Annotated in this window: 21 protein-coding genes; 9 read left to right on the top strand and 12 right to left on the bottom strand. The window is 67.3% G+C overall.

What is annotated here, in order from left to right:
* Positions 1-61: 61 nt before the first annotated feature.
* From ACFUTU_RS17115 to ACFUTU_RS17130, 4 genes are all read right to left on the bottom strand, one after another.
* Positions 62-409 carry an RNA polymerase-binding protein RbpA gene (locus tag ACFUTU_RS17115; protein WP_003802221.1) on the bottom strand — a complete coding sequence of 116 codons (348 nt, stop codon included), beginning with the start codon at positions 407-409 and terminating at the stop codon, positions 62-64.
* Between the two features lie 321 nt (positions 410-730).
* Positions 731-1,675, bottom strand: a complete 945-nt coding sequence (locus ACFUTU_RS17120) for an SPFH domain-containing protein (protein WP_377966387.1) — start codon at positions 1,673-1,675, stop codon at positions 731-733.
* A 102-nt stretch (positions 1,676-1,777) separates the two neighbouring features.
* Entirely contained in the window at positions 1,778-2,239 is a 462-nt protein-coding gene (locus tag ACFUTU_RS17125) for an NfeD family protein (RefSeq protein ID WP_377966389.1), read from the bottom strand.
* Between the two features lie 121 nt (positions 2,240-2,360).
* Positions 2,361-3,260: a putative RNA methyltransferase gene (locus ACFUTU_RS17130; RefSeq protein WP_377966391.1), complete on the bottom strand. Its 900-nt coding sequence runs from the start codon at positions 3,258-3,260 to the stop codon at positions 2,361-2,363.
* Positions 3,261-3,334: 74 nt separating this feature from the next.
* Between ACFUTU_RS17130 and ACFUTU_RS17135 the strand changes: the two genes are divergently transcribed.
* Positions 3,335-5,395 carry a S9 family peptidase gene (locus tag ACFUTU_RS17135; protein WP_377966393.1) on the top strand — a complete coding sequence of 687 codons (2,061 nt, stop codon included), beginning with the start codon at positions 3,335-3,337 and terminating at the stop codon, positions 5,393-5,395.
* Here ACFUTU_RS17135 and ACFUTU_RS17140 read toward each other — a convergent pair.
* Genes ACFUTU_RS17140 through ACFUTU_RS17155 form a run of 4 tightly spaced genes read right to left on the bottom strand, consistent with a single transcriptional unit; the run spans position 5,392 to position 9,267 of the window.
* Positions 5,392-6,096, bottom strand: coding sequence for a peptide deformylase (locus ACFUTU_RS17140; protein ID WP_377966395.1), 705 nt, complete (start codon positions 6,094-6,096; stop codon positions 5,392-5,394). The two genes, ACFUTU_RS17135 and ACFUTU_RS17140, sit on opposite strands and share 4 nt — an antisense overlap.
* A gap of 53 nt (positions 6,097-6,149) precedes the next feature.
* On the bottom strand, positions 6,150-7,283 hold the full coding sequence (locus tag ACFUTU_RS17145) for an FAD-dependent oxidoreductase (RefSeq protein ID WP_377966397.1): 1,134 nt from the start codon (positions 7,281-7,283) through the stop codon (positions 6,150-6,152).
* Positions 7,280-8,050, bottom strand: a complete 771-nt coding sequence (locus tag ACFUTU_RS17150) for a class I SAM-dependent methyltransferase (protein ID WP_377966399.1) — start codon at positions 8,048-8,050, stop codon at positions 7,280-7,282. Before ACFUTU_RS17150 ends, ACFUTU_RS17145 begins: the two co-directional genes overlap by 4 nt.
* Positions 8,051-8,055: 5 nt before the next feature.
* On the bottom strand, positions 8,056-9,267 hold the full coding sequence (locus ACFUTU_RS17155; protein ID WP_377966401.1) for a type III polyketide synthase: 1,212 nt from the start codon (positions 9,265-9,267) through the stop codon (positions 8,056-8,058).
* 82 nt (positions 9,268-9,349) lie between these two features.
* On the opposite strand from ACFUTU_RS17155, the gene ACFUTU_RS17160 reads away from it, so the two are divergent.
* The 3 genes from ACFUTU_RS17160 (at position 9,350) to ACFUTU_RS17170 (ending at position 12,810) form a co-directional block, all read left to right on the top strand.
* Positions 9,350-9,793: a helix-turn-helix transcriptional regulator gene (locus tag ACFUTU_RS17160; RefSeq protein WP_377966403.1), complete on the top strand. Its 444-nt coding sequence runs from the start codon at positions 9,350-9,352 to the stop codon at positions 9,791-9,793.
* 9 nt (positions 9,794-9,802) lie between these two features.
* The gene (locus ACFUTU_RS17165; protein ID WP_377966405.1) at positions 9,803-10,213 is read left to right on the top strand and encodes a VOC family protein; all 411 of its coding nucleotides are present in this window, start codon (positions 9,803-9,805) and stop codon (positions 10,211-10,213) included.
* Between the two features lie 206 nt (positions 10,214-10,419).
* Complete coding sequence (locus tag ACFUTU_RS17170) at positions 10,420-12,810, top strand: ATP-binding cassette domain-containing protein (RefSeq protein ID WP_377966407.1); 2,391 nt, start codon at positions 10,420-10,422, stop codon at positions 12,808-12,810.
* A 12-nt stretch (positions 12,811-12,822) separates the two neighbouring features.
* Here the strand turns inward: ACFUTU_RS17170 and ACFUTU_RS17175 are convergent, their stop codons facing one another.
* Entirely contained in the window at positions 12,823-14,055 is a 1,233-nt protein-coding gene (locus tag ACFUTU_RS17175) for an amidohydrolase family protein (RefSeq protein WP_377966409.1), read from the bottom strand.
* Positions 14,056-14,714: 659 nt separating this feature from the next.
* Here ACFUTU_RS17175 and ACFUTU_RS17180 point away from each other — a divergent pair.
* Positions 14,715-15,164, top strand: coding sequence for a rhodanese-like domain-containing protein (locus ACFUTU_RS17180; RefSeq protein ID WP_377966411.1), 450 nt, complete (start codon positions 14,715-14,717; stop codon positions 15,162-15,164).
* Positions 15,165-15,220: 56 nt separating this feature from the next.
* Here ACFUTU_RS17180 and ACFUTU_RS17185 read toward each other — a convergent pair whose 3' ends face one another.
* Positions 15,221-16,234 carry an NAD(P)-dependent alcohol dehydrogenase gene (locus ACFUTU_RS17185; protein WP_377966413.1) on the bottom strand — a complete coding sequence of 338 codons (1,014 nt, stop codon included), beginning with the start codon at positions 16,232-16,234 and terminating at the stop codon, positions 15,221-15,223.
* A 93-nt stretch (positions 16,235-16,327) separates the two neighbouring features.
* Between ACFUTU_RS17185 and ACFUTU_RS17190 the strand changes: the two genes are divergently transcribed.
* Together ACFUTU_RS17190 and ACFUTU_RS17195 are read left to right on the top strand one after the other, a co-directional pair.
* The gene (locus ACFUTU_RS17190) at positions 16,328-16,996 is read left to right on the top strand and encodes a TetR/AcrR family transcriptional regulator (protein ID WP_377966415.1); all 669 of its coding nucleotides are present in this window, start codon (positions 16,328-16,330) and stop codon (positions 16,994-16,996) included.
* A gap of 242 nt (positions 16,997-17,238) precedes the next feature.
* The gene (locus tag ACFUTU_RS17195) at positions 17,239-17,637 is read left to right on the top strand and encodes a hypothetical protein (RefSeq protein ID WP_377966417.1); all 399 of its coding nucleotides are present in this window, start codon (positions 17,239-17,241) and stop codon (positions 17,635-17,637) included.
* Positions 17,638-17,683: 46 nt separating this feature from the next.
* Here the strand turns inward: ACFUTU_RS17195 and ACFUTU_RS17200 are convergent, their stop codons facing one another.
* Positions 17,684-18,175: a hypothetical protein gene (locus ACFUTU_RS17200; RefSeq protein WP_377966419.1), complete on the bottom strand. Its 492-nt coding sequence runs from the start codon at positions 18,173-18,175 to the stop codon at positions 17,684-17,686.
* Positions 18,176-18,557: 382 nt separating this feature from the next.
* On the opposite strand from ACFUTU_RS17200, the gene ACFUTU_RS17205 reads away from it, so the two are divergent.
* A complete protein-coding gene (locus ACFUTU_RS17205) occupies positions 18,558-19,121 on the top strand; it encodes a hypothetical protein (protein WP_377966421.1) in 564 nt (187 codons plus the stop codon).
* Positions 19,118-22,042 (top strand): ATP-binding cassette domain-containing protein, encoded by a 2,925-nt coding sequence (locus ACFUTU_RS17210; RefSeq protein WP_377966423.1) that lies wholly within the window; start codon positions 19,118-19,120, stop codon positions 22,040-22,042. The genes ACFUTU_RS17205 and ACFUTU_RS17210 overlap by 4 nt, the downstream gene beginning before the upstream one ends.
* Before the next feature lie 19 nt (positions 22,043-22,061).
* Here ACFUTU_RS17210 and metH read toward each other — a convergent pair whose 3' ends face one another.
* Positions 22,062-25,712: a methionine synthase gene (metH, locus tag ACFUTU_RS17215; protein ID WP_377966425.1), complete on the bottom strand. Its 3,651-nt coding sequence runs from the start codon at positions 25,710-25,712 to the stop codon at positions 22,062-22,064.
* Positions 25,713-25,810: the final 98 nt, after the last annotated feature.

A 25,810-nucleotide genomic window follows, 5' to 3' on the forward strand; every position in this document is an offset into this window, starting at 1 on the left:
ACCCCGAGGTGCAGCGGATCCGGCCTTTTCGCTGTGGGCGCCGGCTATTCAGCAGATGCGGTCAGGCTGAACGCCGTTCGCCGCGACGCTCGCGCAGGATGGTGAGGCGGTCTTCGAGGATCTGCTCCAGCTCGGGAAGCGAGCGGCGCTCCAGCAGCATGTCCCAGTGCGTGCGCACTGCCTTCTCGTTGCTGGTGTCCGGGCGTTCGCCATCAACGAGCAGCGCTTCCTTGCCGGTCTTGGAAACCCAGACAGGGGGAATTTCGGCTTCGGAGGAAAAGGTTACGAAAACCTGTTCGCCGTCCTCGCACCGGTACTCAACCCGCTGACGCGGAGCCGGCTCCACGCCGGATTCGGTCTCCATGCTTTGGGCGCCAAGACGCATGCCCCGCAGGCTGCGATCGCTCATGATTTCTCCCTCTAATCGGTTCGCGGAGCGGACTCCGCGCTAGCCGGAAGCCCTGTTACGGGTGCCTCCGGACTACGGTGTGGTTCACGTAGCATCACTAGGTGAAACGCTTCGCCAGGCATTGTTGTTCCGCACGGACTGATCCGGCCGGACAAATATCCTATTATACGGATTCCGGCCCAGCGCAGCAATCCGAAGCAGCGCAGCAATCCGAAGTGGCGGCAAGCAAACGGGAGACAGGCCTTCCGGCCTGCCTCCCGTTTGCGATGCGGTGGATGGCTAGGCCTGGGGCCGGGCCGGTGCCTCGGTGCCCTGGCCGGCCTAGCTGCCGTCCTGCCCGGTATCCGGGGTTTTGAACAGGTCAGCCGAGCGGGGATCAGGGTTGGTGCCGCCCAGTGCACTGCCAATGCCCTTAAGTGCCTCTCCCACCTCACTGGGGATGATCCACAGCTTGTTGGACGAGCCGTCCGCGAGCTTCGGCAGCGTCTGCAGGTACTGGTAGGCCAGCAGCTTCTGGTCCGGGTTGCCCTTATGGATGGCGTCGAACACCTTCTGGATGGCCTGCGACTCACCGTCTGCGCGCAGGATGGCGGCCTTCGCTTCACCCTCGGCCTTGAGGATGGCCGCCTGCCGCTGCCCTTCCGCCGTCAGGATCGCTGACTGTTTGGTTCCCTCGGCGGTCAGGATGGCGGCGCGGCGGTCGCGCTCTGCCCGCATCTGCTTCTCCATCGAGTCCTGGATGGAGTGCGGTGGGTCGATGGCCTTCAGCTCCACCCGGGAAACGCGGATACCCCAGCGGCCCGTGGCCTCATCCAGGACACCGCGCAGCTGGCCGTTGATCTGGTCGCGGGATGTGAGCGCCTCTTCCAGGTTCAGGCCGCCCACCACGTTGCGCAGGGTGGTGGTGGTCAGCTGCTCCACAGCCTGGATGTAATTGGCGATCTCGTAGGTGGCAGCCCGCGGGTCGGTGACCTGGAAGTACACCACGGTATCGATCGACACCACGAGGTTATCCTCGGTGATCACGGGCTGCGGCGGGAAGGACACCACCTGCTCGCGGAGGTCCAGCAGCGGCAGGAGCCGGTCCACAAAGGGAATGAGGAGGGTCAGGCCGGGATTGAGGGTCCGCTGGTATTTCCCCAGCCGTTCCACGACGCCGGCCCTGGCCTGCGGCACGATCCGTACCGAGCGGACCAGCACGATGATGACGAAAATAATCAGGACCACCATCACGAACGTGAGGGCGACTCCGCCTGGACTATCCATACTTCTCCTTTGTCCCCAACTTTCAGTGAAGCTCTGACCTGGCGAAAAACTCGCCGCAAACCGCTCCCGCCGCGGCGGGAGCAGAAACCTAAGGGGAGCCGCCTACTGGACGGCGGTCTCGGCCTGGGGTGAGACGACCGCCGTCGCACCTTCAATCGCAGAGACGATCACGCGCTGGCCTTCGGGAAGCATGCCGGACTGGGAGCGCGCGCTCCAGATGTCCCCGCCGATTTTCACGCGTCCGCCCGTAACGGTCACCGCCTCCAGGACAAGAGCTGATTCGCCGATCAGGCGGTCGATGTTGGTGCGCTGTTCGGCCGGTCCCTTGTGCAGGTGCTTGAGTGTCACCGGGCGGACGAAGGCGATCATGAGGAGTGAGACGACGCAAAACACCACGACCTGAAGCCACAGGTCCGCGCCGGCGAAATCCGCCACCACGCCGGCCAGGGCACCTCCGCCCAGCATGATGAAAAACAGGTCAAGGGTCAGCATCTCCACGGCGGCAAACACCAGGAAGAGGGTGAGCCACAGCGCCCACCAGTTTTGGCCAAGCCATTCAAACATCCCGTTCCCCCTTGATCCCGAGGGCTGCGGGGCAGACCCTCAGTGACTTTCTTCCATCGTAGACCGAAGCAGGAGCGCCGGGCAGGGGATCGGCGGGCAGCGAAGGAACGTGGCCAAGCCGTTATGGAGCAGCGCTTCCAGAGGGCACGAAGATGCTGATCCGGAACCTCGCGGAGACCCTGCTGGCCGCCGGAAGACCGGCCAGTCTCTCTGTCAGTGCGGCGCGGCCGGTGTGGTGGCCGGCCGGGCCCATGAGCGCAAGGTTGGCGACGTCTGCGGGGGAAAGGGACAGGTCCACGTCGATGTCCTGCGTCTGCAGCGGCGAGAAGCGGCCGGCGAGGGCATCGGCCAGCCGCTCATCCTTCGCCGGATCGATCCCCAGCATTCCCGCCTGGCTGGCGACTTCCCCGAGGTGGCCGGCGCGCGGTGTCACCACGATGAGCCTGCCGGAGGGCCGGAGGACGCGGGCGAACTCGGCTGCGTTGCGGGGCGCGAACACCACGGTGATGACGTCCACAGCTGCGTCGGGCAGGGGCAGCGGCTGCCAGACGTCGCCCACCAGATTGATGGCCTCCGGGTTGAGCCGGGCGGCACGGCGAAGGGCGAACTTGGAGATGTCCAGCCCGACGGCGGCAAGCCCTTCGCGGCTACCCGGAGCATCGCGGCTGTTCAGATAGTCAAGTATTGCCCGCAGGTAGTGTCCCGTCCCCGTTCCGGAATCCAACACGGTCGGAGCCGGGCCGTTCAATGCCGGCGCGGCTGCACGGGCGAGTGCATCGGCAAGGGGCCGGTAGTGGCCGGCGTCTAGGAAGGCCGTCCGGGCCGCCACCATCTCCGCCGTGTCCGATTCGAAGGAGGTGCCCTTGCCCACGAGGAGGTTGAAGTACCCCTGCCGGGCTGCATCGAAACTGTGCCGCTCCCGGCACGCCAGCCCCCTGACCCTGCCGGTGCCGCCGTCGTGGACGGGCTGGAGTTCCTGGCGGCAGACGGGGCAAAGGAGAACGGGAAGGCGCGGGAGCATGAGGACAATCCTAGGGCAGGCGTTTTCCGGCGCTGCCGTTCCGCGCCCTTGCCCGACCCGCTAGGCTCACGTGGGTGAAGCCTGAACATTTGCCGCTCCTGAATTCCGTCTCCGCCCCCGCCGTCCTTCCCGACGGCACCAGGGCCGTCGTGTCCGTTGTCCGGCCGGACTTTGGCGCCGATTCCTATGTCGGGCAGCTGTGGAGTGTGCCCCGGGATCCGGAAAAACTTCCGCGGCGCGTTACCCGGGGCTTCCGCGACACGGCGCCGGCCTTCTCACCGGACGGCCGGGTGCTGGCCTTCCTGCGCGCCGCACCCGGAGGCAAGCCCCAGCTGCACGTGGTGGAGGCAGCGGGCGGTGAGCCCCAGGCCCTGACCGACAGGAAGATGGGCGTCAGTTCCTTTGCGTGGTCGCCGGATTCCAGCCGGATCGTCTTCGCTTCCAGGGAACCGGACGAGGGCCGCTACGGGACTGTCGACGGCGTCGGGTCCGGCGCCGAGGACGGCCGGCTGATTACGGATTACAAGTACCGGATGAACGGCGTGGGCTACACCCGGGACAAGCCGCAGCAGCTTTTCCTGCTCGACGTTCCGGAACTGGGCGGGGAGCCCTGGGTCAAACCCGTGGGCCGGGCAGCCCTACAAACCGGAAACGGGAACGGCAAAGACCAGCGCGCGGCAGAAGCCGGCGCGGACGCCGGCGGCTTCCCGGCGGCACGCCAGCTCACAACGGCGGCAACCGACCACACCGGCGCCACCTTCAGCAGCGACGGCAGTGCCGTCTACTTCGTGGCTGCCCTCCACGAGGACGCCGACCAGGACCTTGTCACGGGGATTTACCGCGTAGCGGCCGACGGCGGCGCGCCGGCTTTGGTGCCGGTCGCCAGCCTGGGAGCCCAGACGGTTTCCGACGTCCGGCAATCTGCCGACGGGCGCTGGCTGTTCTTCACCTCCCAGGACCTGGGCGGCACTGGCCAGGACTTCGTTGCCAAGAACACGGTCCTGCACGTCATGCCGTCCGCCGGTGGCGAGGCCAGGGCCCTGAGCGACGCCGAGAACATGGACGTCGCAGCGCCCGGGGACACGATCGGCCTGCGCGGCAAGGACAGTGCGCTGGTGCTCAATACCGCCCAGGGAACGGTGGAGCTGCTTGAGTTCAGCGCCACGGGAGACCATGCCCTCCTCGTTCACGGTGACCGGGTGGTCGGCGGGGCCGGGGACGGCGGCGGCACGGTGTTCCTCAGCTACAGCGACGCCGCGACAGCCGGCGACGTGGCCGTCCTGGAGGATGGCCAGCTTCGCCTGCTCACCGACTTCTCGGCCGCCCTGCGGACCGAAGCGGGCATCATCGAGCCGCAGGAAGTGACGTTCCCGGCGCCGGACGGTTACCCCGTCCACGGCTGGCTTGTCCTGCCGCCGGGGAAAGGTCCGCACCCGGTGCTGCTGAACATCCACGGCGGCCCGTTTGCGCAGTACACCACAGCGTTTTTTGATGAGGCGCAGGTGTATGCCGCCGCCGGCTACGCCGTGCTGATGTGCAATCCGCGCGGCTCGGCCGGGTATGGCCAGGCCCACGGACGGAGCATCAAGGAGCGGATGGGCACCGTGGACATGCAGGACGTGCTAGCCTTCCTCGACGGGAGCCTGGAGAAGTTCTCCGCCCTCGATGCCGGCGCCCTGGGGATCATGGGCGGCTCCTACGGCGGCTACCTGACGGCGTGGACCATCAGCCAGGACCACCGGTTCCGGGCAGCCATCGTGGAGCGGGGTTTCCTGGATCCGGTGAGCTTCACCGGCTCGTCCGACATCGGCTGGTTCTTTGGCGGCGAGTATGTCGGCTCGGCAGCGGAGCAGGTGGCCGCGCAAAGCCCCATGGCCACCGTCGCCGCGGTCCGGACACCCACGCTGGTGATCCACAGCGAGGATGATCTCCGCTGCCCGGTGGAGCAGGGCCAGCGCTACTTCACGGCGCTCAAGCAGCAGGGCGTCGACTCCGCATTTCTCGTGTTCCCGGGTGAGGACCACGAGCTGTCCCGCACCGGGACGCCCCACCACCGGCGGCAGCGCTTTGAGCACATCCTGGCCTGGTGGGCAAAGTACCTGCCGACCGAGACCAACCGGGGTGAAACCGGCTAGTCCGTTCCGGCAGGTTCCGTTGGGGCTTCCCGGCCAGCCCCGGCTCCGGCCGGGAAGCCGAGCTCCCGGCTGGCTGTTCCGATGCCCGGCTCGGCCCACCGCGCGGCGTACTCGCTGTTGGTGCTGAGCGAGCGAAGCTCGGCCCGGTCAATGTAAAGCCGGCCGTGCAGGTGGTCGGTTTCGTGCTGCACGATTCTCGCCTGCCAGCCGCTGAAGTCCTTGGTGACCTGGCCGCCGTCGGGCGTTACATACTCCAGGCGCACGCTTTCGGCACGCTCCACCACAGCCTGCAGCCCGGACAGCGACAGGCAGCCTTCGAAGAAGGCGGCCGTGGCGCCGCCCACGGGGGAGTAGGAAGGATTCAGCATGGCGAAGAACTCCAGCGGCACCCTGCCCCTGGCCGCGGCAACGGCCCCGTCGATCTCAAACTGGTCCTCCAGGACGGCCAGCTGCAGCGGAATGCCCAGCTGCGGAGCCGCCAGGCCGACGCCGGGTGCGGCATGCATGACCTTCCTCATCAGGACAATCAGGTGGCTGAGTTCCGCCGGATCCAGCTGCCCCTCGAAGCGAGCCGCATGCTGCCTCAGGACCGGGTGGCCGGCCTGCACGATGGGCGGAAGGGACTCCGCGGCCAGCAGTTCCTGCACGGTTTCCCGGATGCGGGCGGGGCTGTAGGACGTGGGCGGGGATGCGTGGCTCATGGGGACAGCCTAGTCACTGTATGACGGAGCCAGACGCTGCCGAACGGAACCGGTCACTGCATGGTGAAACGCCGCGCCACCAGGGCGTTGAACGCCGGCAGCGCAGCGGCGCAGGCGATCGCCGCGTTCCGGGGCCGCAGCAGGCCGTCCGGGAGGGGCCTGCCCAGGGCCATGTTCACCTCGGCCTGGCGCCTGGCGGAAACTGCCGCCCGGCGCCGGGCCGAGTCGAAACGCCGAAGCAAGTCAATGGAGGGCTTGCCATGCACAACGGCGGTGATGGCAGGCAGCAGCGCTTCGGCATCCAGCCAGCCAAGATTCATGCCCTGCCCGCCGATGGGGCTGATCTCGTGCGCGGCGTCGCCGATGAGCGCGGTCCGGCCGGACACCATGCGCGCAGCGAGGCGGGAACGGACGCTGAAACTGCTCAGCATGGTGTTCGCGGCGGCATCAAGGTGCAGGCGGGTCCGGCGGGCAACGAGTCCTGCCAGCTGCTCTGCATCGGGGCGCGCAGGCGGTTTCCCCAGCCGGACCACCCAGCGGCGGACGCTGCCGGGTAGCGGGAAGGACTCCACGATTCCGTCGCCTTCCAGGAAGAGCGCGGCGTCGCTGCCGAAGGGACTGGATTCGGGAAAGTCACCCATCAGGTAGTGGTCGGGATACAGCTTCTCAGGCGCCTCGATGCCCAGCAGGGTCCGCAGCGTCGAGCGGGCGCCGTCGGCGCCCACAACGAAACCGGCGGTGCAGCTGGAGAACGTCCCGTCAGTGGTGACGCTGAGCATGACCCGGCCGCCGTCGTCGTGCATTCCTGTCACGCGCGCGTTCCGGACGAGCGCGTCGCTGTCCAGTTCGCTGAGCCGCCGCTCCAGGATTTCTTCCGTCACAGGCTGCGGCACCGCGAGCACGAACGGATACCGGCTTGAGACCGGAGCAAACGGCATGCGGGCGATCCGCCGTCCCCTGCTCACGGCGAACCCCTGGCGGATGGGCACGCCCCGTCCGATCAGCTCCCGGGCGACGCCGATGCGGTCCAGGGCGGCGAGCGCCGGCGGATGGATGCCGATGGCCCGGGTGTGGGCGTTCCGTCCGGGGCGCTTTTCCAGCACCCGAACCGCAACCCCCTGCTGCAGGAGCAGCGAGCCGAGGAAGAGTCCCACCGGCCCGCCGCCCACGATCAGCACGTCGGTCATCCCTGGTCCTGCCGGTAGGTGCCGCCCTGAAGGCAGGTGTCGTGCCGCCGGTAGCTGAGGAGGCAGTGGAACGGGGAGTGCGGTTCCGCCGTCCAGCCCGCGGGGACGACGGCAGCCAGCTCCGGGACGGTGTAGCTGCGCCTGATCGAGGTCAGCCCGTCCCGCCGGATATAGGAGCCGGTGAGCGGCAGGGCACCGGCGCTGAACAGCGCATAGGCAGCAGCGCTGCGCCGGAGGTCGTTGTGCAGCGCCAGGCGGCGGGTGAGCCCGGCGGAGTCGTCCAGGAAGGACTGCAGTTCCGCGGCGGTCAGGTGATGCAGCACGTGGTTGGAGATGACGACGTCGTACTGTTTGCCTTCGGCGAGCAGGTCGCCGCTGCTGGCCTGCCGGAACTCGACTCCGGGCAGGGGTTCGCGGCCGGCCGCGAACCGGTACGCCCTGGCGTCCGGGTCAATTCCCGTGACATGAAGCGGGATCCCGTCCCTGGCCGCCCAGCCGGCGAGCATCAGGGCCAGGTCGCCGCCGCCGCAGCCGACGTCCAGCAGGGTTGCCTCTTCGGAGCCTGCCAGCTGCGGGCGGACTCTGCTGCGGTACAGCCGGCGCCACCCGGCGACCACGCGGTTGACCAGGCCAAACTGCTGGTAGGTGCGCTGCAGCCGGTCGGGGTCGCAGTCCGGCCGGTCCATGTCCTCAACGGCTGCCGTGTCCCTCCCGCCGAGAAAGCCGGGGCCAACGAGGGTGGCGCGTCCGCCGCCCAGGATCCTCACCCGCCTCAGGCCAGGGACGGTTCGGCCTCGCCGGCGATGGCCCGGCCGACCTCGCCCGCCCCGCCGGCGTCACCGGGCTCATCCACCGGCCGCTTCACCTTGGTGAACAGCCCGGTCTCCACCGTGAGGCCCGGCCCGAAGGCCATGGAGCAGACGCGTTCGTCCCCCTCCCGCGGCGGAAGATCCAGAATATGCCTGAGGACGAAGAGCACCGTGGCGCTGCTCATGTTGCCGTAGTTCCTCAGCGTTTCGCGGGCCGGAAGCAGCTGCTCGTCGGTGAGGTCCAGCCGGGACTGCACCTTGTCCAGTATGCTGCGGCCGCCCGGGTGGATGCCCCAGTGGGTGATGTCGCGGTAGGCGAGTTCCCTGAGTGAGGGATCGCGTGCCAGCAGCGGCTCGAGCGCGCCGACGATGTGGTCATCGATGATGTGCGGGACATAGTTGCCGAGCACCATCTCAAAGCCTTCGTCGCCGATGTTCCACGCCATCGAGTCCTCGCCCACCGGTGTCAGGACGGTTTCGAAGTGGTCCAGCCGGAGCAACGGCGGAGACGGCAGGTCCTCCCGGGCCGTCACCACCGCGGCTGCGGCGCCGTCCGCGAACAGCGCCGACCCCATGATGGTGTCCGGATCGTTGGAGGTCCGGACATGCAGCGAGCACAGTTCGGCGCACACGACGAGCACCACCGCCGCCGGGTCAGCCTCGCAGAAGGACTTGGCCGCACGCAGCGCCGGGAATGCGGCATAGCAGCCCATGAAGCCGAGGTGGTAGCGCTGTACGGCAGGGTTGAGGCCCAGGGCGCGGACGATCTTGTAGTCCGGCCCGGGATTGAAGAATCCGGTGCAGGACACCGTCACGAGGTGGGTGATGTCCTGCGGGCCGATGCCGTCGCATTTGGAAACGGCGGCGTCGGCCGCTTCGATGAAGAGCTTCGTTGCCTCTTCGGCGAAGAGGTTGTTGCGCGCCTTGGTGCTGGGGCTGCGCAGCAGGCCGGTCTGGGGATCAAAGAACTGCGGGTTTTCGGCGCTGGAGTCCAGGGTCAGCTCGCGCACCGCGGTGTACCGGGTATCGATGGCCGCGGAGTCGAAGCACGTGGTCACTAGCCGGGAGCCAAGCCGTGTCAGCCCGGGCTGGGCGGCAAACACATCGCGGGCCTCATGCTGGATGAGCAGGGTCGGAGGAACTGCGGTTTCAAGAGCTCTCACATAGACCGTCATTCGTTCATTCTTAACGAGGCCGGACGGTTAAGACAATGGATTGGACTGGACAACTCCGGCAGGAGGTAGCACCATCGCGACTGTGACCAGCAAACCCGCCGCAACGCAGCGCCTGGAGGATCTGGCTCGGCTCCGCCGTGTCCGTGACCGCATCGACCGGGAGTACGCCCAGCCCATGGACGTGGAGGCGCTGGCCCGCGGCGTGAACATTTCGGCCGGGCATCTGAGCCGGCAGTTCCGGGAGGCCTACGGCGAGTCCCCGTACTCCTACCTGATGACACGTCGCATCGAGCGGGCGATGTCGCTGCTGCGGCGCGGCGACCTCAGCGTCACCGAGGTGTGCTTCGCCGTCGGCTGTTCCTCGCTGGGCACGTTCAGCAGCCGTTTCACGGAGCTGGTCGGGATGCCGCCCAGTGTGTACCGGACGCAAGCGGCGGGGGAGACGGCGGGCATGCCGGCCTGCGTGGTGAAACAGGTCAGCAGACCGGTCAGGAATCGAGAAGCGGTCCTGCCCGGCCGTCCCTAGACTGGCGGCATGAACCTCACCATTCACTACACGTTCCTTCCGCATAACGACGCCGATGCGTCCCTGGCGTTCTACCGCGACACCCTGGGTTTCGAACTCCGCAACGACGTGGGGTACGGTGGGATGCGCTGGCTCACTCTGGGTCCGCCCGACCAGCCCGGCACCTCTGTGGTCCTGGAACCGCCGGCCGCCGATCCTGGCATCACGGAGGACGAGCGGCGGACGATTGCCGAAATGATGGCCAAGGGCACCTACGCGCGCCTGGTCCTCGGCACCCCGGACCTCGACGGCACCTTCGACAAGGTGCAGGCCAGCGGCGCCGAGGTGGTCCAGGAGCCCACCGACCAGCCGTACGGCGTCCGCGACTGCGCGTTCCGCGACCCGGCGGGCAACCTGATCCGCATCAACGAGGTCCGGTAGGTCCTTCTCTTCAAAAGCACGACGACGGCAGCCGGCGGGCGCGGCAGACGCGCCCGGCCGCCGTCGTACAGTGTTCCCGCCGTCGTACGGTCCTACTGTTGCCGCAACCGCGCCGAGGAACAAGAATCAGACATGGTGCGCGCGCCGGCGGCCTCCGGCCGGCCGCCTGGCGCCAGCCCGCTATCCGCCTACCAGATGGGGACACGATGACCATAACCACCAGGACGGACGCACAGTCATCCGGACTGCACACCGCCGACGGCCACGACCTGATCCGGGTGCAGGGCGCGCGCGTGAACAACCTCAAGGATGTCAGCGTTGAGATCCCCAAGCGCCGCCTGACCGTATTCACCGGTGTTTCAGGTTCAGGCAAGAGCTCGCTGGTGTTCGGCACCATCGCCGCGGAGTCGCAGCGGATGATCAACGAAACCTACAGCGCGTTCGTGCAGGGCTTCATGCCCACGCTGTCCCGGCCCGACGTCGACGTGCTGGAGGGCCTGACCACGGCGATCATCGTTGACCAGGAGCGCATGGGCGCCAACCCGCGTTCCACCGTGGGCACGGCGACAGACGCCAACGCAATGCTGCGGATCCTTTTCAGCAGGCTTGGCGATCCGCACATCGGCTCACCCAACGCGTACTCCTTCAACATCCCGACAGTGAAGGCCAGCGGCGCGATCACCGTGGAGCGCGGCAACAAGACCAGGGCGGAGAAGGCGACGTTCAACCGGCTCGGCGGCATGTGCCCGCGCTGCGAGGGCATGGGGAACGTCAGCGACTTCGACCTTACGGCACTGTACGACGACAGCAAGTCGCTCAGTGCGGGCGCCCTGACCATACCCGGCTACAGCATGGACGGCTGGTACGGCCGGATCTTCGCCGGCGCCGGCTTCAACATGGACAAGCCGATCAGTAAGTTCACCAAGAAGGAACTCCATGACCTGCTGTACAAGGAGCCGACCAAAATCAAGGTCGAGGGCATCAACCTGACCTACGAGGGCATCATCCCCAAGATCCAGAAGTCGATGCTTTCCAAGGACGTGGACGCGCTGCAGCCGCACGTGCGCGCCTTCGTGGAACGGGCCATCACCTTCACCACCTGTCCGGACTGCGGCGGCACCCGGCTGAGCCAGGAAGCGCTGTCGTCGAAGATCAAGGGCAAGAACATTGCCGACGTCTGCGCCATGCAGATCACCGACCTCGCCGACTGGGTCCGCGGCCTGGATGAACCCTCTGTGGCGCCGCTGCTTGCCAACCTCCAGCACCTGCTGGACTCGTTCGCCGAAATCGGGCTGGGCTACCTGTCCCTGGACCGGCCCTCGGGCACCCTGTCCGGCGGCGAGTCGCAGCGCACCAAGATGATCCGCCACCTCGGCTCGTCCCTCACCGATGTCACGTACGTTTTCGACGAACCCACGATCGGCCTGCACCCGCACGACATCGAACGGATGAACTCCCTCCTCCTCCAGCTCCGTGACAAGGGAAACACGGTGCTCGTCGTGGAGCACAAGCCGGAGAGCATTGCCATTGCCGACCACATCGTCGATCTCGGGCCGGGTGCCGGCACCGGCGGCGGCACCGTCTGCTTCGAAGGGACCGTGGACGGGCTGCGGGGGAGCGGCACCATCACGGGCCGGCACCTCGATGACCGGGCACAGCTCAAGGACTCGGTGCGGCCGGCTTCGGGCGCCCTGGAGATCCGCGGGGCGTCGACGAACAACCTCAAGAACGTCGACGTCGACATCCCGCTCGGCGTGCTCTGCGTGCTGACCGGCGTGGCCGGCTCCGGCAAGAGCTCGCTGATCCACGGCTCGGTCGCCAAGCGCGAGGGCGTGGTGGTGATCGACCAGACCGGCATCCGGGGTTCCCGCCGCAGCAACCCCGCCACCTACACCGGGCTGCTCGAACCGATCCGCAAGGCGTTTGCCAAAGCCAACGGCGTGAAGCCGGCCCTGTTCAGTTCCAACTCCGAGGGCGCCTGCCCCACCTGCAACGGTGCCGGGGTCATCTACACGGACCTGGGCGTCATGGCCACCGTCGAGACCACCTGCGAGGAGTGCGACGGCAAGCGGTTCCAGGCAGCGGTGCTGGAGTTCACCCTGGGCGGGCGGAACATCGCCGAGGTGCTGGCCATGTCGGTGGCGGAAGCGGAGGAGTTTTTCGAGGACGGCGATGCCCGCACGCCGGCAGCCCACAAGATCCTCGACCGGCTTGCCGACGTGGGGCTGGGCTACCTTACCCTCGGCCAGCCGCTCACCACGCTGTCCGGCGGCGAGCGGCAGCGGCTCAAGCTGGCCGCGCAGATGGCGGACAAGGGTGACGTCTACATCCTCGACGAGCCCACCACGGGCCTGCACCTGGCCGACGTCGAAAACCTGCTGGGACTGTTGGACCGGCTGGTCGATTCGGGCAAGTCAGTGATCGTCATCGAACACCACCAGGCGGTCATGGCCCACGCCGACTGGATCATCGACCTCGGCCCCGGCGCCGGGCACGACGGCGGCAGGATCGTCTTCGAGGGATCGCCGGCCGATCTGGTGGCCGGCCGTGCAACGCTGACAGGCGAGCACCTCGCGGCCTACGTCGGCGCCAGCTGACAGTCCGGCGGGTCACCCCGCGGTGGTTGGCAGGACGGACAGGCCGTCGGCGACGACCCTGCCCTTGTGGATGACGGTGCGGTCAGCGCCCCGGTCCATGACGGTGCTCGTGACGGTTTCGCCGTCCACGAGGACGATGTCCGCCAGGTCACCAACCGCCAGGCCCGGCCGGTCGTCCGGGCTCGTGAGGCGCTGGACCGAGCGGTCCATGATCGAGGCGCCGCCGATGGTGGCGATCGCCGCGCAGTGCCCGATCAGCCGGTCCTTCCGCAGCCGGTGCGTGAACGCCAGCTGCCACGTGCGGTCGAGCATGTCGCAGTTGCCATAGGGGCTCCAGTAGTCCCGCTGGCCGTCCTCGCCCAGCCCTACCCGGATCCCGGCGCCGGTCATCTGCGCCAGGTCGAACTGGGTGCCGCCGCTTGCCGGGGCCACGGTCGCCCAGGCAACGTCCAGTTCGGCCATCTGTTCCACGAGCCGGGCGGTCACGTCGGGGTGGACGTTGGCCAGTTCATAGGCGTGGGAGAGCGAGACGCGTCCTTCCATGCCCAGTGCCCTGGTGCGTTCGAAGATGAGCTCGGCGCTGAACACGCCGAGGTGGCCGGGCTCGTGGAGGTGGATGTCGACGTCGACCCCGTACTTTTCGGCGAGGCCGAAAACGATGTCCAGGTGTCGCACCGGGTCGCGGTCCAGCTGGCAGGGATCAATGCCGCCGATGGTCGTGGCACCTGCGCGGAGGGCGTCCTCCAGGAGGGGGACGGTACCGTCCTCCAGCAGGAGTCCGGCCTGCGGGAAGGCCATGATCTCCACAGTTGCGGCGTCCCCGTAGCGTTCTTTGGCAGCCATGACGGCCTCGAAGCGCTCAAGTTTGCAGTCGACGTCGATCTGGGCGTAGGAGCGGACCCGCGTGGTGCCCCGGGCAATCATCCGCTCCAGCGTTCCTGCCACCACTTCCGGGTAGGGGACAGGCGTGTCACGCCAGTGCTCGCGGTCGTTGCGCATCATGTTCCACACGCCGGGCGCGCCCGTGTGCTCCCGGAAGGGCAGCCCGATCCGGGTGGAATCGAGGTGGACATGGACGTCGGTGAACGCGGGAAGCGCGATCCGGTTGCGCCCGTCGACGGCCTCGCCGGCATCCCCGGCATTTTCGACGGCGGTCCCCCCGGGGTGCAGGGCAGCGATCCGTCCCTCCCGGACCTCGACGTCCACGGCGTCACCGCCCCACGGACGGACGTTGGTGATCAGCATGGGTTCCTTCCTTTCGGCCTGCATCAGAAGTTCATGGCAACCTGGGCGATGGCTGCCGCGGCAACGAAGCTCGCCGTGAACGTTATCAGTGCGACGACGACGATCTTCCAGGCAATCATGGGCAGGCCGGCTCTGAGGTCACTGGGAGTACCTGTCCAACATTATGTCAAGTAATGGGAAAAGTAGCGTCGCTGCGGGATCGCTGCCTTGCGGCGCAAGAGCTCGGGGCTGGCAACTGGATCAGAGCACGTTCACGTATTCCTGCCGAACGATGCGGACGCACGCAGAACGTGAAGGCCACCACGCCCCGACGGCGCCGCGACAACCGGCGCCGCAACATCCGGCGCCCAACTCGGCGTGGTGCGGTCAGCGGCAACGCTGCAGACAGCATCCATGAACTGCTTTTGTGCGGCTCATTTCGGCGGCGACCGTGGAGCCTGAGGGCCCCTTCTACGGCTGCATCAATAACGCCGATAATCAGCATTATGTAAAGTAGTACGTTGCGCATCTCCCCTGGGTGGGGTGCCAACCCAGAATGCCCATGGCATCTCCTGCTGATCTGACTTCCTCCATACCCTTGAAAATTGGGCCCCGAATAGCTCATGATGTCGCTTCATGGTGGAACGACCGACCGGCCAGCAGGCAAAGCGAGGAAAAGGGTGAAGCAGTGTCCTATCTCCGGCGACGCCGCCGCGACCTGCCAGCGCAGTCCAGATCGGGGTGACTCCTCCGGGGCTCTCACGATCAACCAATTACTGCTTGAGAGCCGCGCCGGCCTCCAGCGTGTTCACGCTTCGGATCTTGAGCGGGAGATGGCAGCGGGCGCCCTTGTTGTTGACACGCGGCCGGTCGACCAGCGGGACCGCGACGGTGATCTTCCGGGAGCTGTCGTCATTGACCGAAACGTCCTCGAGTGGCGGCTGGATCCTTCCAGCCCCCACCGGCTGCCGGTTGATCTCGACCCCGCCCGGCGGATCGTGGTTGTCTGCAATGAGGGCTACAGCTCCAGCCTCGCTGCGCACACCCTGCAACGGCTGGGGCTGACCTGTGCGACCGACCTCATCGGCGGTTTCCAAGCCTGGGCAGCACTGCGCAAGCAGTCCGGCTAAAACAATGCCTGCGTCATCGACCGGGATCCTGATGCGGGAATACGCATTTACGGCTTTCACACGGTGAGCACCACCTTGCCGGACACCTTGCCGTCCTCAAGGAAGCGAAGCGCGTCCTGAGCCTCGGCCAGCATGAACGTCCGGTCGAGGGCTGGCGCTATTTTTCCGGCCTGTATGAGCGGGGCAAGGTCCTGAAGCTCAGCAGCCCGGACCAGGCCGAGAAACGTCGTCAGCCGTTGGCGGATGAAAGGTGACAGTGCCGTGGCGCCCAGCTGACGATGCAGGCCCCCGGCCAGCTTCCCGCCACCCTCTCCCCCGGTAATGACTGCCGTTCCTGTGGGTGTCAGGGCGCGGCGCAGCCGCGAGATCGGCGGGTTTCCCGCGATGTCCAGGATGAGGTCATACGGGCCTGTTGCCGCGAAGTCCTCACGGGTGTAATCGATGACGCTGTCCGCGCCCAGGCCACGGACAAATTCCACCTTTCCGGTGCTGCAGGCTCCGGTGACCTGAGCACCGAAGGCTTTGGCCAGCTGGACGGTGTAGCTGCCGACGCCGCCGGACGCCCCGGTGACCAGCACCTTCTGCCCCTCCCCGATCCTCCCGGCGCGCAGGCCCTGGAGGGCAGTGACCGCGGAAACCGGCACCGCCGCGGCCTGCTCGAAAGAAAGCGCGGCTGGCTTCGCGGCGAGCCTGCCCTCGGATGCAACGGCGTACTCCGCGTAGGAACCACGACCGCTGCCGTACACCGCATCGCCGACGGCGAACCTCGTAACTTTGGGGCCTACCGCCTCTACGACTCCTGCGAGATCCAGGCCCAGAACCCGTTCCCTCGGTTTCCGCAAACCAAACGCCAGCCGGCCCAGGTAGGGCAGGCCGGTCATCATGTGCAAGATCCCGCGGTCGACGCCGGCCGCCCTGACCCGCACAAGCACGTCGTCGCCCTTGATTTCCGGGCGGGACACCCGGTCCAGACGCGTCACCTCGGGCCCGCCATAGGTGTCCCGAACAATCGCGCGCATGTCTTCCACGGTTGTGGTGCCGTCCCGCTGAGTGCGCTCCTGCGTTTTCATAGCGTTCCCTTCCGTCGGTGCAGGCTTTTCGTACGCTGTACGAGAAAGATTACCGTACGCTGTACGGAAGAGGAAGGGCCAGGAGGAGAAGAAATGAAGGACGCAAGCGCCAGCCGCAGGGACCGGCCGGGGCTAAGCCGCGAGAAGGTTCTGCAGAAGGCCATGGAGTTGGCAGACAGGCAAGGTATCGCCGCCCTGTCGATCCGCTCTCTCGCCCAGAGCATGGGCACCAAACCCATGACGCTCTACTACTACGTGGCCAACAAGGACCAGATTCTTGACGGCCTTGTGGATCTCGTCTTCACCGAGATCCACACTCCCGAGGCCGGCGTGGAGTGGAAGGAACAGATGCGGCGCCGGGCTTGCTCGGCGCGGGAAGTGCTGCAACGGCATCCGTGGGCGGTCGGGCTGCTGGAATCCCGTAAAGCTCCCGGCCCTGGGACGTTGAAGCACCACGAGGCGACACTGGCCACGCTGCGTGCGGCAGGCTTCACGGTGCAGCAGACCGCTCGGGCCTACTCGCTACTGGACAGCTACATCTACGGGTTCGCACTCCAGGAAGCCGCACTGCCCATAGCAGGCAACGAACCCATGGCGGAGGTGGCCGGTCCGATCATGGAACGGTTCGCGACCGGAGAGTACCCGCACATGGTCGAAATCGCCACGCAGGTCGTCATGCAGCCTGGCTACGACTACCGCAACGAATTCGCCTACGGGCTGGATTTGATCCTCGAGGCGCTGGAACGGGCACCGCGCGGTTAGCACGCATGCGATGGGCCCGCGGGACGGACAGCCACACAAGGGACTCGCATTTTCTTGACACCATACTGCGCGTTTGCTGTGCCCTCCTTGATGCCCGCCATGCACTCTGGCCATAACCTGCAAAAAGGCAGGCGATTCGGCCGACAGCTGCGTACATGACACAGCGACCGGCACGTGGCTCGGTGATGCACACCGATGTGGGCGGAAGGGAGTGCGCAGTGCGCAGGGGGAAGCAACTGGAAGTGGAACTGAAGCTGACGCTGGACGAGCAGCACCTACAAAAGCTCGCGCAGGATGCATCACCGGAAACGGCTGAGTCATTCATCGCTGATTACGTGGACCTACTCCCCCGCCTGGTTGAACGGATTGTGCGCGCCGTTGGCGGCCGGGACAGGAATTTGGCATTGGACGCCTCGCTTAACCTAAAGACGAAATCGTGGCTGGTCGGGGCGCTGAAAATGAACCAGCTATGCAGTGAACTGGAGCTGGCCTTGGCGCTGGCCGACTGGGCCGTGGCGCATGCCGTCGCGCGGGACATCGAACTCCACCTTCCGCGCCTGCAAAAAGCCCTCCAAAGCGGTCCGCACCTCGCGCTCCGCCCCCGGCTGCCGAAGGTGCTGCAAACCACTGCGGCGCCCTGATCCTCCGGTTGCAGGAGTCCCCCGCTATCGGCGATGGGCCCTTGCGTCAGGTGATCTCCGCGTTTGGTGGCGAAGCCTGAGCGGTTACTACTTGGGTGCCCGGATCGTGTTCCAGGGCAGGCCTTCCGGCCACGATCACCGTAGCCCGCTCCCACGGCCGGTCTTCAAGCAGGAAGGGGATTTCTTGCTCTTCCCACTCACTGTGCAGGCCTGATTCTTCCTCGCCGTCCCTGGCCAGGAGTCGACGCCGGGCCTCAACATTGCCGCACTGCACCCAGATCGAGGCGTCGACCAGGTCGGCGAGGGCCTGGCGTGATGATCCGCTCCCTTCCACCCACACCACTGAACGCCCGGCGGGTAGAGCAATGGCACCGGGACGTCCTCGGGCCACCCAGCCCGGCGGACGGTAATGGACAGCCTCGCCCCGAAGCAGGGGCTCGAGCACACCGCCTCGGAGTTCAGCGGCCCAGTCAAAAAACGAAAGATGCCACGCTATGTCATCCGTGTGGACGACGCCCGAGGCCGGCACTCGAGCCATCAGGCGCTCCACGAGCGTGGTCTTGCCTGCCCCGCTCCTCCCGTCTACGGCTACGATCCAGGGGCGGTTCGGCCTTTGTCCGGTCGGCAGTAGCCGCTGCACCACCCCATCCAGCGGCTCGACTTGCCAGGTCCCCGCACAAGGTACGCCGACTTCCGGCTTGATCTCCATGTTTACCTCGACTTCGTTCGTCGGTCCCGCCCGAAGCTGAGACATCCGGCGGTCATAGGGTCCAACGGCTATCCCCAGGCGCAATCTACCATCGGCCCACTTCTGATCACCGCATCCCGCGCCATCACCCAACGCCTGCGATCCCGGCACCCTTAGCGTCACACAACGCGACGGCATCTAGATACGGACAGGCAAGCCCTAACCTTGACAGGTGACATTGACTACGATCCGCACCGCCGCCGCGGGCTCACTCGCCGCCGCCGGTCTCCTGTTTTCCCTCGCCGCCTGTTCCACACCGGCCGCCACCCAGCCAAGTACCTCTGCCCCGGTTTCGCCGGCAACGGCTTCAGCTTCATCCAGTGCCGCCTCCGGGCCGTGCACCGGGGTGCGGGTCATCGTCGATTCCGGCGCCCTGAAGCAGGCCGCCGCCGACACGTCCGTCTGCGTCCCCGTGGACGCGCCGACCCTCGCTTCCAAGGTGCTCGACGAGGCAAAGGTGAAGACCGAGGGCACTGACGCATATCCCAAGGAACTGGCGTGCCGTGTCAACGGCGTTCCCGCCGCAGACTTCGACATCACCCACAAGGGCGGCACGTACCGGGAAGAATGCAAGAAGATGCCCGCCGCCTTCGCCTACTGGTCGCTGTGGGTTAAGCCGGCCTCCGGCGCCTGGGCCTACGCCCAGGAAGGCCTCGCCACCCTGAAGGTCAGCCCGGGACAGAGCCTGGAACTGCTCTTCACGGTCGACGGCGCACCGGCCGCCCCCGCGGCGTGACCTTTCGGCCCGCGCCGTTACGCGCAGGGACGGCGCTCGCCGTCGTATTCATCGCGGCGCGGGTCATCTACCGCATCCTCTTTAACGGGGCGGGCATCGGTGACACGGTTCTGTTCAACATTCCGGCGATCCAGCTGCCTGCCCCGTACGCCCATGTGGTCCTCTTCGGCCCGGTAACAGCACAAGGCCTGGCGGAGGCGGTCCTGTCCGCCCTGCCGATTGCCGGCATGATCTTCGGTTTCGGTCTCCTCAACGCCTGCGTGGATGTGGCCCGCGGCTTTGTTCTCCTGGCCCGTGGCGGCCCCATGCAGGGCATGGCCAGGATGCTCGTGGTGGCCTGGGCGGCGCTCCCCGCACTCTCCGACGCCGTGAGCTCCGTCCGCCTGGCCTTCCGGTTGCGGGACGAACGCTTCGGACCCCGCGCCCTCGTTCCCGTGCTCGAACGGACGCTCGAACACGCCGGCAGGGTTGCCGCGGCGCTGGAGCTGCGCGGCTTCGCGAGCCGGGCAGCACACCACCCCGGCCACGGGACCGCAACACCTTTGATCGTCCGGGACGCACAGTTCCGCATCGGCAGCACCCAGCTGCACGTGGCGGAATTCAGGCCATCGGGCGGATCAATCTCGGTCATCACCGGGCCAACGGGTTCCGGCAAGTCCACCATCCTGCGGGGTATCGCGGGCCTGCTCTCACACGTCGACGGCGGAGAGATTTCCGGCACGGTCAGCGTCGCCGGGATGGACCGTGCGGCCGCGCCCCCGCGCGACACCGCCCGGCTCGTCGGCGTCGTACTGCAGAATCCCCGCGCCGCATTCGCCACTACACGGGTCCGTGACGAAATCGCCCTCGCGCTCGAACTGCGCGGGGTGCCAGCCGGCATCACCAGGGCCCGGGTCGCGGAAGTCGCAGCGCGGATCGGTGTTTCAGGGCTTCTGGACCGGAACCTCAGCACCCTCTCGGCGGGTGAGGCTACGCTCGTCGCCATCGCCGCCGCTGTGGTGGAGCATCCTGCCCTGGTTCTGGTCGACGAGCCGCTGGCCGACCTTGACCCGGCCGCGCGCGAACGCGTCATCGCCGTGCTGAACGCCCTCGCCTGCGAAGCGGGCGTCTGTGTCATCGTGGCGGAGCACCGGGCGCATGCCCTGGTACCCGTTGCGCACGGCTGGTGGACCATCGACGGCGGTGCCTTAGTACCCGGCGCCGCACCGTCCGTTCCGGCTTCGGCCGTTGCCCGGTCGACGCCGGCACAATCAGTTGGGCGGCCGGCGGAAGGGCCGCCTGTGCTGGCGGCGACAAATCTGTCGGTGCACCGCGGGGGCAAGCCGCTCGTTCGCGATGCATCGCTTACCCTGCACCGCCGCGAAATCGTAGCCGTTGTGGGCCCAAACGGGGCAGGGAAGTCATCGCTTCTGGTGGCCCTCGCCCTCGGCGAGGGCACCCGGGGCGAAGGCGCACTGGACGGCGGGCGCGTGGTCCTCGTCCCGGATGCCTCTGACGACCTCTTCACAAGGGACACCGTCGCAGCAGAACTCCGCGCGGCAGAGAAACGCCAGGCGCACGGCCTGCGCCGAATCAACCGGCACCGCCCTGCAGCCACGGGCGGCGCGCAGCTCTCCCCGGTGCCCGCGGCGTCCCGTCTTGCCCTGTTGCGGGGGGAGGCCGGGATGCCGCTTGGACACGAGCATCCCCGGGACCTCTCTGCCGGGGAACGCAGGATCCTTGCGATCGCGCTGCAGACCATGGACGATCCGCAGGTGCTCCTGATCGATGAGCCGACCCGCGGACTCGATCCCGCCGCGCGCGCAGCAGTTGCGTCGGCGCTGCGGACCGCAGCGGACGCGGGTGCAGCGGTGCTGATCGCCACGCACGATCTCGACTTTGCCCATGGCCTCGGCGCCCGGATCCTCCCGATGCGCGACGGCGTGGCCCCCTCACCCGGCAGCCCAGAACCGGCTGTCCCGGTTCCCCACCAGGCAACTGCCGCCCATGGACTTGCCACGCAGGCGACGTCCACCCGGGCAGCCGCCACGCGGGCAGGCACTGTGGCAGGTAGCGCATCCACAGCGTGGAGCGCCGCTGACCGGACAGACATGCAACGCCCCGAAAGACACCGCCGCATCCGGTTGCCCCGGGCCGCCGAACTCACAGTTCTTGCGGCGGCAAACCTGGTGGCTCTCGGTGCGTTTTGCTGGCCGTTGCTCGCGGCGGCCCTCCCCGAGGACGCCGCGGCGGCCGTCCCCTATGCTGCGCTGGCCATGGCGCCCCTTGCCGTCGTCGCCGTCGTGGTCTGCCTCGACGGCTCGGTCCGCTCCGCCCACATGGTCGCGTTGCTCGGCGTCCTGGCCGCCATCGGTTCGGTGGTGCGGGTGGCGAGCACCGGCGTCGGCGGCGTCGAGGCAGTCTTTATTCTGCTGATCCTGGCCGGCCGCGCCTTCGGTGCCCGTTTCGGCCTGCTCCTGGGAGCCGCCACCATCGCCGTCTCAAGCGCCCTGTGGGGTGGCATCGGGCCCTGGACGCCGTTCCAGATTTTTGCCTGCGCCTGGGTGGGCGCCGGAGCCGGCCTGCTGCCCCGCCGTGTCCGTGGGAGAGCCGAGCTATGGATGCTGCGCGGTTACGGCACGGTGGCATCCTACGTGTTCGGGCTGCTGACCAATCTGTGGTTCTGGCCCTTCGCAGTGGGCGCGGGCACCGGCATCTCCTATGTGCCGGGGGCCCCGCTGGCCACCAACCTCAGCAGTTTCCTGCTCTACTCGCTCCTGACGTCGACGGCGGGCTGGGACACCCTGCGTGCCGTCACCACGATCATCGGCATCAGTATGGTGGGTCGGGCGATACTTGCCGCACTGCGGCGGGTAAAGCCGGTCTCCGGCGCGGGCGGACAGGCCAACGACGCTCAGGCCGCCCACACCCTATCCATCTAAGCCAAAGACCGGCTTCGGCTCACACCTTGAAGTACTTCGCCTCCGGGTGGTGGAAGACAAACGCATCGGTGGACTGTTCGGGATGCAGCATCAGCTCATCGCTCAGGACCACGCCCATCCGCTCGGGCTTCAGCAGCTCCACCACCTTGCGGCGGTCCTCCATGTCGGGGCAGGCGGGGTAGCCGAGCGAGAAGCGGGCGCCGCGGTAGTCGAGTTTGAACAGCCCTGCCTTGTCCTTTGGATCCTCGGCTGCGAAACCCAGCTCCGACCGGATGCGCGCGTGCCAGAACTCCGCCAGCGCCTCGGTGAGCTGCATGACCAGGCCGTTGAGCTCGTAGTAGTCGCGGTAGTGGTCGCCTGCGAACAGCTTGGCCGTCACTTCGTCGACGTTGCCGCCGGCGGTGACCAGCTGCACCGGGAGGACGTCGATCTGCCCGGCTTCGCGTGAGCGGACGAAATCGGCGAGGCACAGGTGCCGGTCGCGGCGCTGGCGCGGGAAGTCGAAACGCAGCCGCTCGGTGCCGAGCGGGCCGCCTGATCCGCCGTCGGGCGCGAGCAGGCCCGCGGTGCCGAGGACGCCGTCGCGGTCCTCCCCGTGATGCAGCACCACTACCTGTTCCCCTTCGGAGACCACAGGGAAGTAGCCGTAGGCGACGGACGCGTCGAGCATTCCCTCCCCGAGGATGCGGTCCATCCAGTAGCGCAGGCGCGGCCTGCCCTCGCGTTCCACCAGTTCCTCATAGGAGGCGCCGTCCTCGCCGCGGCCGGGCTTGAGCCCCCACTGCCCCATGAAGGTGGCGCGTTCGTCGAGGAAGGCCGCAAAGTCGTGGAGCGCCACACCGCGCACGATCCGCGTGCCCCAGAAGGGCGGCGAAGGCACGGGGTTGTCGGCGGCGACGTCGGAACGCCCGGGCATCGCCTCCGGCTCGGTCACCTTGAACTTCGGGCCGCCCCTATGGATCCGTTTCTTCAGGGCCGGCAGCCCGACCTCTGCGGCGTCAGCGCCGCGGGCGACCTGCACCAGCGGCTCCATGAGGGACAGACCTTCGAAGGCGTCCTTCGCGTAGCGGACCTCGCCCTCAAACTGCCCCGCCAGATCCTGCTCCACGTAAGCGCGGGTCAGCGCCGCGCCGCCCAGGATGATCGGCCACCGCTTCGCGAGCCCGCGGGACTGCAGTTCCTCGAGGTTCTCTTTCATCACGACGGTGGACTTCACGAGCAGGCCGGACATCCCGATCACATCCGCATCGTGTTCCTCGGCGGCGGCGATGATGTCGCTCATCGGCTGCTTGATGCCAAGGTTGACCACCTTGTAGCCGTTGTTGGTGAGGATGATGTCCACCAGGTTCTTGCCGATGTCGTGCACGTCGCCGCGCACGGTGGCGATCACCATGGTGCCCTTGCCGGACGCATCCGACTTCTCCATGTGCGGTTCGAGCAGAGCGACGGCAGCCTTCATCACCTCGGCGGACTGCAGCACGAACGGCAGCTGCATCTCGCCCGCACCGAAGCGCTCGCCCACAACTTTCATGCCCTCGAGCAGGTAGTCGTTGATGATGCCGAGCGGGGTCAGTCCCTCGGCACGGGCCAGGTCCAGGTCGTCTTCAAGGCCCTTGCCTTCGCCGTCGATGATGCGCCGCGCCAGGCGTTCGCCCGTGGGCAGCGCCGCAAGTTCGGCGGCGCGCTGGTCCTTCAGCGCCGCCGTGTCGACACCGGCGAAAAGGTCGAGCATGCTGGCCAGCGGGTCGTACGTGAGGTTCCCCTCGGCGTCGTATTCGCGGAGGTCCCAGACGAGATCCAGCGCCACCTTGCGCTGGTCCTCCGGCAGTGAAGCGAGCGGCACGATTTTGGCCGCGTCGATGATGCCGCTGGTCAGGCCCGCCTGCACAGCCTCGTGCAGGAACACCGAGTTCAGGACGATGCGCGCTGCCGGGTTCAGGCCAAAGGACACGTTCGAGACGCCGAGGGTGGTTTGGATGCCGGGATACTTCGTGGTGATCTGGCGGATGGCCTCGATGGTCTCGATGGCGTCCCGGCGAGTTTCCTCCTGGCCGGTGGCGATCGGGAACGTAAGGGCGTCGACGATGATGTCTTCGACGCGCATTCCCCATTCGCCCACCAGGGCGTCGACGAGGCGCGAGGCGATGGCCACCTTGCCGTCCGTGGTGCGTGCCTGGCCCTCCTCGTCGATGGTCAGGGCGATCACGGCGGTGCCGTGTTCCTTCACGAGAGGCATGATGCGCGCGAAGCGGCTGTTGGGGCCTTCGCCGTCCTCGTAGTTGACGGAGTTGACCACCGGGCGTCCGCCGATGAGTTCGAGCCCGGCCTGCAGGACGGGCGGTTCGGTGGAGTCGATGACGAGCGGGAGTGTGGAGGCCGACGCTAAACGTGAGACGACCTCCTTGATGTCGGCTACGCCGTCGCGCCCCACATAATCGATGCACACATCGAGCAGGTGGGCGCCGACGCGCACCTGCTCGCGGGCAATGTCGACACAATCGTCCCAGCGCTCCTCCAGCATCGCGTGGCGGAACGCCTTCGAACCATTCGCGTTGGTACGCTCGCCAATGGCGAGGTACGCAGATTCCTGGTCGAAATTCACATGATGGTAGAGCGACGCGATGCCGGCTTCGCGCTCCGTGGGAAGCCGGCCGCCGTCGGAACCCCTCCCGCCGCTGGTGATCGCGCCGTCTGCCCGGAAGTGCGCAAGGCGCTCGACGACGGCGGCCATGTGCTCCGGCGTCGTACCACAGCATCCGCCCACCAGGCCAAGGCCGAACTCCCGCACGAACTGCTCATGCGCGGTGGCGAGTTCACTGGGTGAGAGCGGGTAGTGCGCGCCGTCGGCGGTAAGGATGGGGAGGCCGGCGTTGGGCATGCAGGCGATCGCCACGGAGGACTGCTTGGACAGGTGCCGCAGGTGCTCGCTCATCTCATCGGGCCCGGTGGCACAGTTCAGCCCGATGGCATCGACGCCGAGGGGCTCAAGCGCGGTGAGTGCCGCACCGATCTCAGAACCCATCAGCATGGTTCCGGTGGTTTCGACCGTCACCTCGACGATGATCGGGAGGCGGACTCCGCGGGCCACAATCGCCTGCTTGCAGCCATTCACGGCTGCCTTGGTCTGCAGGAGGTCCTGGCTCGTCTCGATGAGGAAGGCGTCCGCTCCCCCGTCGATGAGGCCTTCGGCCTGGAGGGCGAATGTCTGCTTAAGGTAGTCGTAGCTGGTGTGCCCGAGGCTGGGCAGCTTGGTGCCCGGACCCATCGACCCCAGGACCCACCGGATCCGGCCGTCTGCGCTTTCTGCGGCCTCGGCACGTTCACGGGCGATTTTCGCGCCCTTCAGGGCGAGTTCGGCAATCCGGTCGTCGATGCCGTAGTCGGAGAGGTTCGACCAGTTCGCGCCGAAGGTGTTCGTTTCGACGGCGTCGATTCCCACCGCGAAGTAAGCGTCATGGATGTCCCCGATGACATCCGGGCGCGTGTCGTTGAGGATCTCGTTGCAGCCCTCCAGGCCTTGGAAGTCAGTCTCGAGTGACAGCTCGCGGCCCTGCAGCATGGTGCCCATCGCACCGTCGCCGATGACCACCCGGTGGTTCACAGCGTCCAAAAGCGACTGGGAACGGACAGGGCGGGGAACGGAGTCTATATCGAGTGCGAAACGAGGCATGTGAACAGATTACGGGCCGCCGCGCGACCATTGCGCCGTGTGTCCGTCTGCTACGACGGCGGGTGGCTCGTTCCCCGACGCGGGGGCCAGTCGTCCAG

The sequence above is a fragment of the Arthrobacter sp. NPDC057388 genome (genome assembly GCF_042668165.1).
Classification (GTDB): Bacteria; Actinomycetota; Actinomycetes; order Actinomycetales; family Micrococcaceae; genus Arthrobacter.

What these genes read in the sequence shown, in the direction of transcription:
- ACFUTU_RS17170 (WP_377966407.1), top strand. Translation starts at nt 10,420, where the DNA reads ATGACCATAACCACCAGGACGGACGCACAGTCATCCGGACTGCACACC.
- ACFUTU_RS17190 (WP_377966415.1), top strand. Translation starts at nt 16,328, where the DNA reads ATGAAGGACGCAAGCGCCAGCCGCAGGGACCGGCCGGGGCTAAGCCGC.
- ACFUTU_RS17165 (WP_377966405.1), top strand. Translation starts at nt 9,803, where the DNA reads ATGAACCTCACCATTCACTACACGTTCCTTCCGCATAACGACGCCGAT.
- ACFUTU_RS17120 (WP_377966387.1), bottom strand. Translation starts at nt 1,675, where the DNA reads ATGGATAGTCCAGGCGGAGTCGCCCTCACGTTCGTGATGGTGGTCCTG.
- metH (WP_377966425.1), bottom strand. Translation starts at nt 25,712, where the DNA reads ATGCCTCGTTTCGCACTCGATATAGACTCCGTTCCCCGCCCTGTCCGT.
- ACFUTU_RS17130 (WP_377966391.1), bottom strand. Translation starts at nt 3,260, where the DNA reads ATGCTCCCGCGCCTTCCCGTTCTCCTTTGCCCCGTCTGCCGCCAGGAA.
- ACFUTU_RS17200 (WP_377966419.1), bottom strand. Translation starts at nt 18,175, where the DNA reads ATGGCTCGAGTGCCGGCCTCGGGCGTCGTCCACACGGATGACATAGCG.
- ACFUTU_RS17140 (WP_377966395.1), bottom strand. Translation starts at nt 6,096, where the DNA reads ATGAGCCACGCATCCCCGCCCACGTCCTACAGCCCCGCCCGCATCCGG.
- ACFUTU_RS17175 (WP_377966409.1), bottom strand. Translation starts at nt 14,055, where the DNA reads ATGCTGATCACCAACGTCCGTCCGTGGGGCGGTGACGCCGTGGACGTC.
- ACFUTU_RS17145 (WP_377966397.1), bottom strand. Translation starts at nt 7,283, where the DNA reads ATGACCGACGTGCTGATCGTGGGCGGCGGGCCGGTGGGACTCTTCCTC.
- ACFUTU_RS17185 (WP_377966413.1), bottom strand. Translation starts at nt 16,234, where the DNA reads ATGAAAACGCAGGAGCGCACTCAGCGGGACGGCACCACAACCGTGGAA.
- ACFUTU_RS17155 (WP_377966401.1), bottom strand. Translation starts at nt 9,267, where the DNA reads ATGACGGTCTATGTGAGAGCTCTTGAAACCGCAGTTCCTCCGACCCTG.
- ACFUTU_RS17125 (WP_377966389.1), bottom strand. Translation starts at nt 2,239, where the DNA reads ATGTTTGAATGGCTTGGCCAAAACTGGTGGGCGCTGTGGCTCACCCTC.
- ACFUTU_RS17115 (WP_003802221.1), bottom strand. Translation starts at nt 409, where the DNA reads ATGAGCGATCGCAGCCTGCGGGGCATGCGTCTTGGCGCCCAAAGCATG.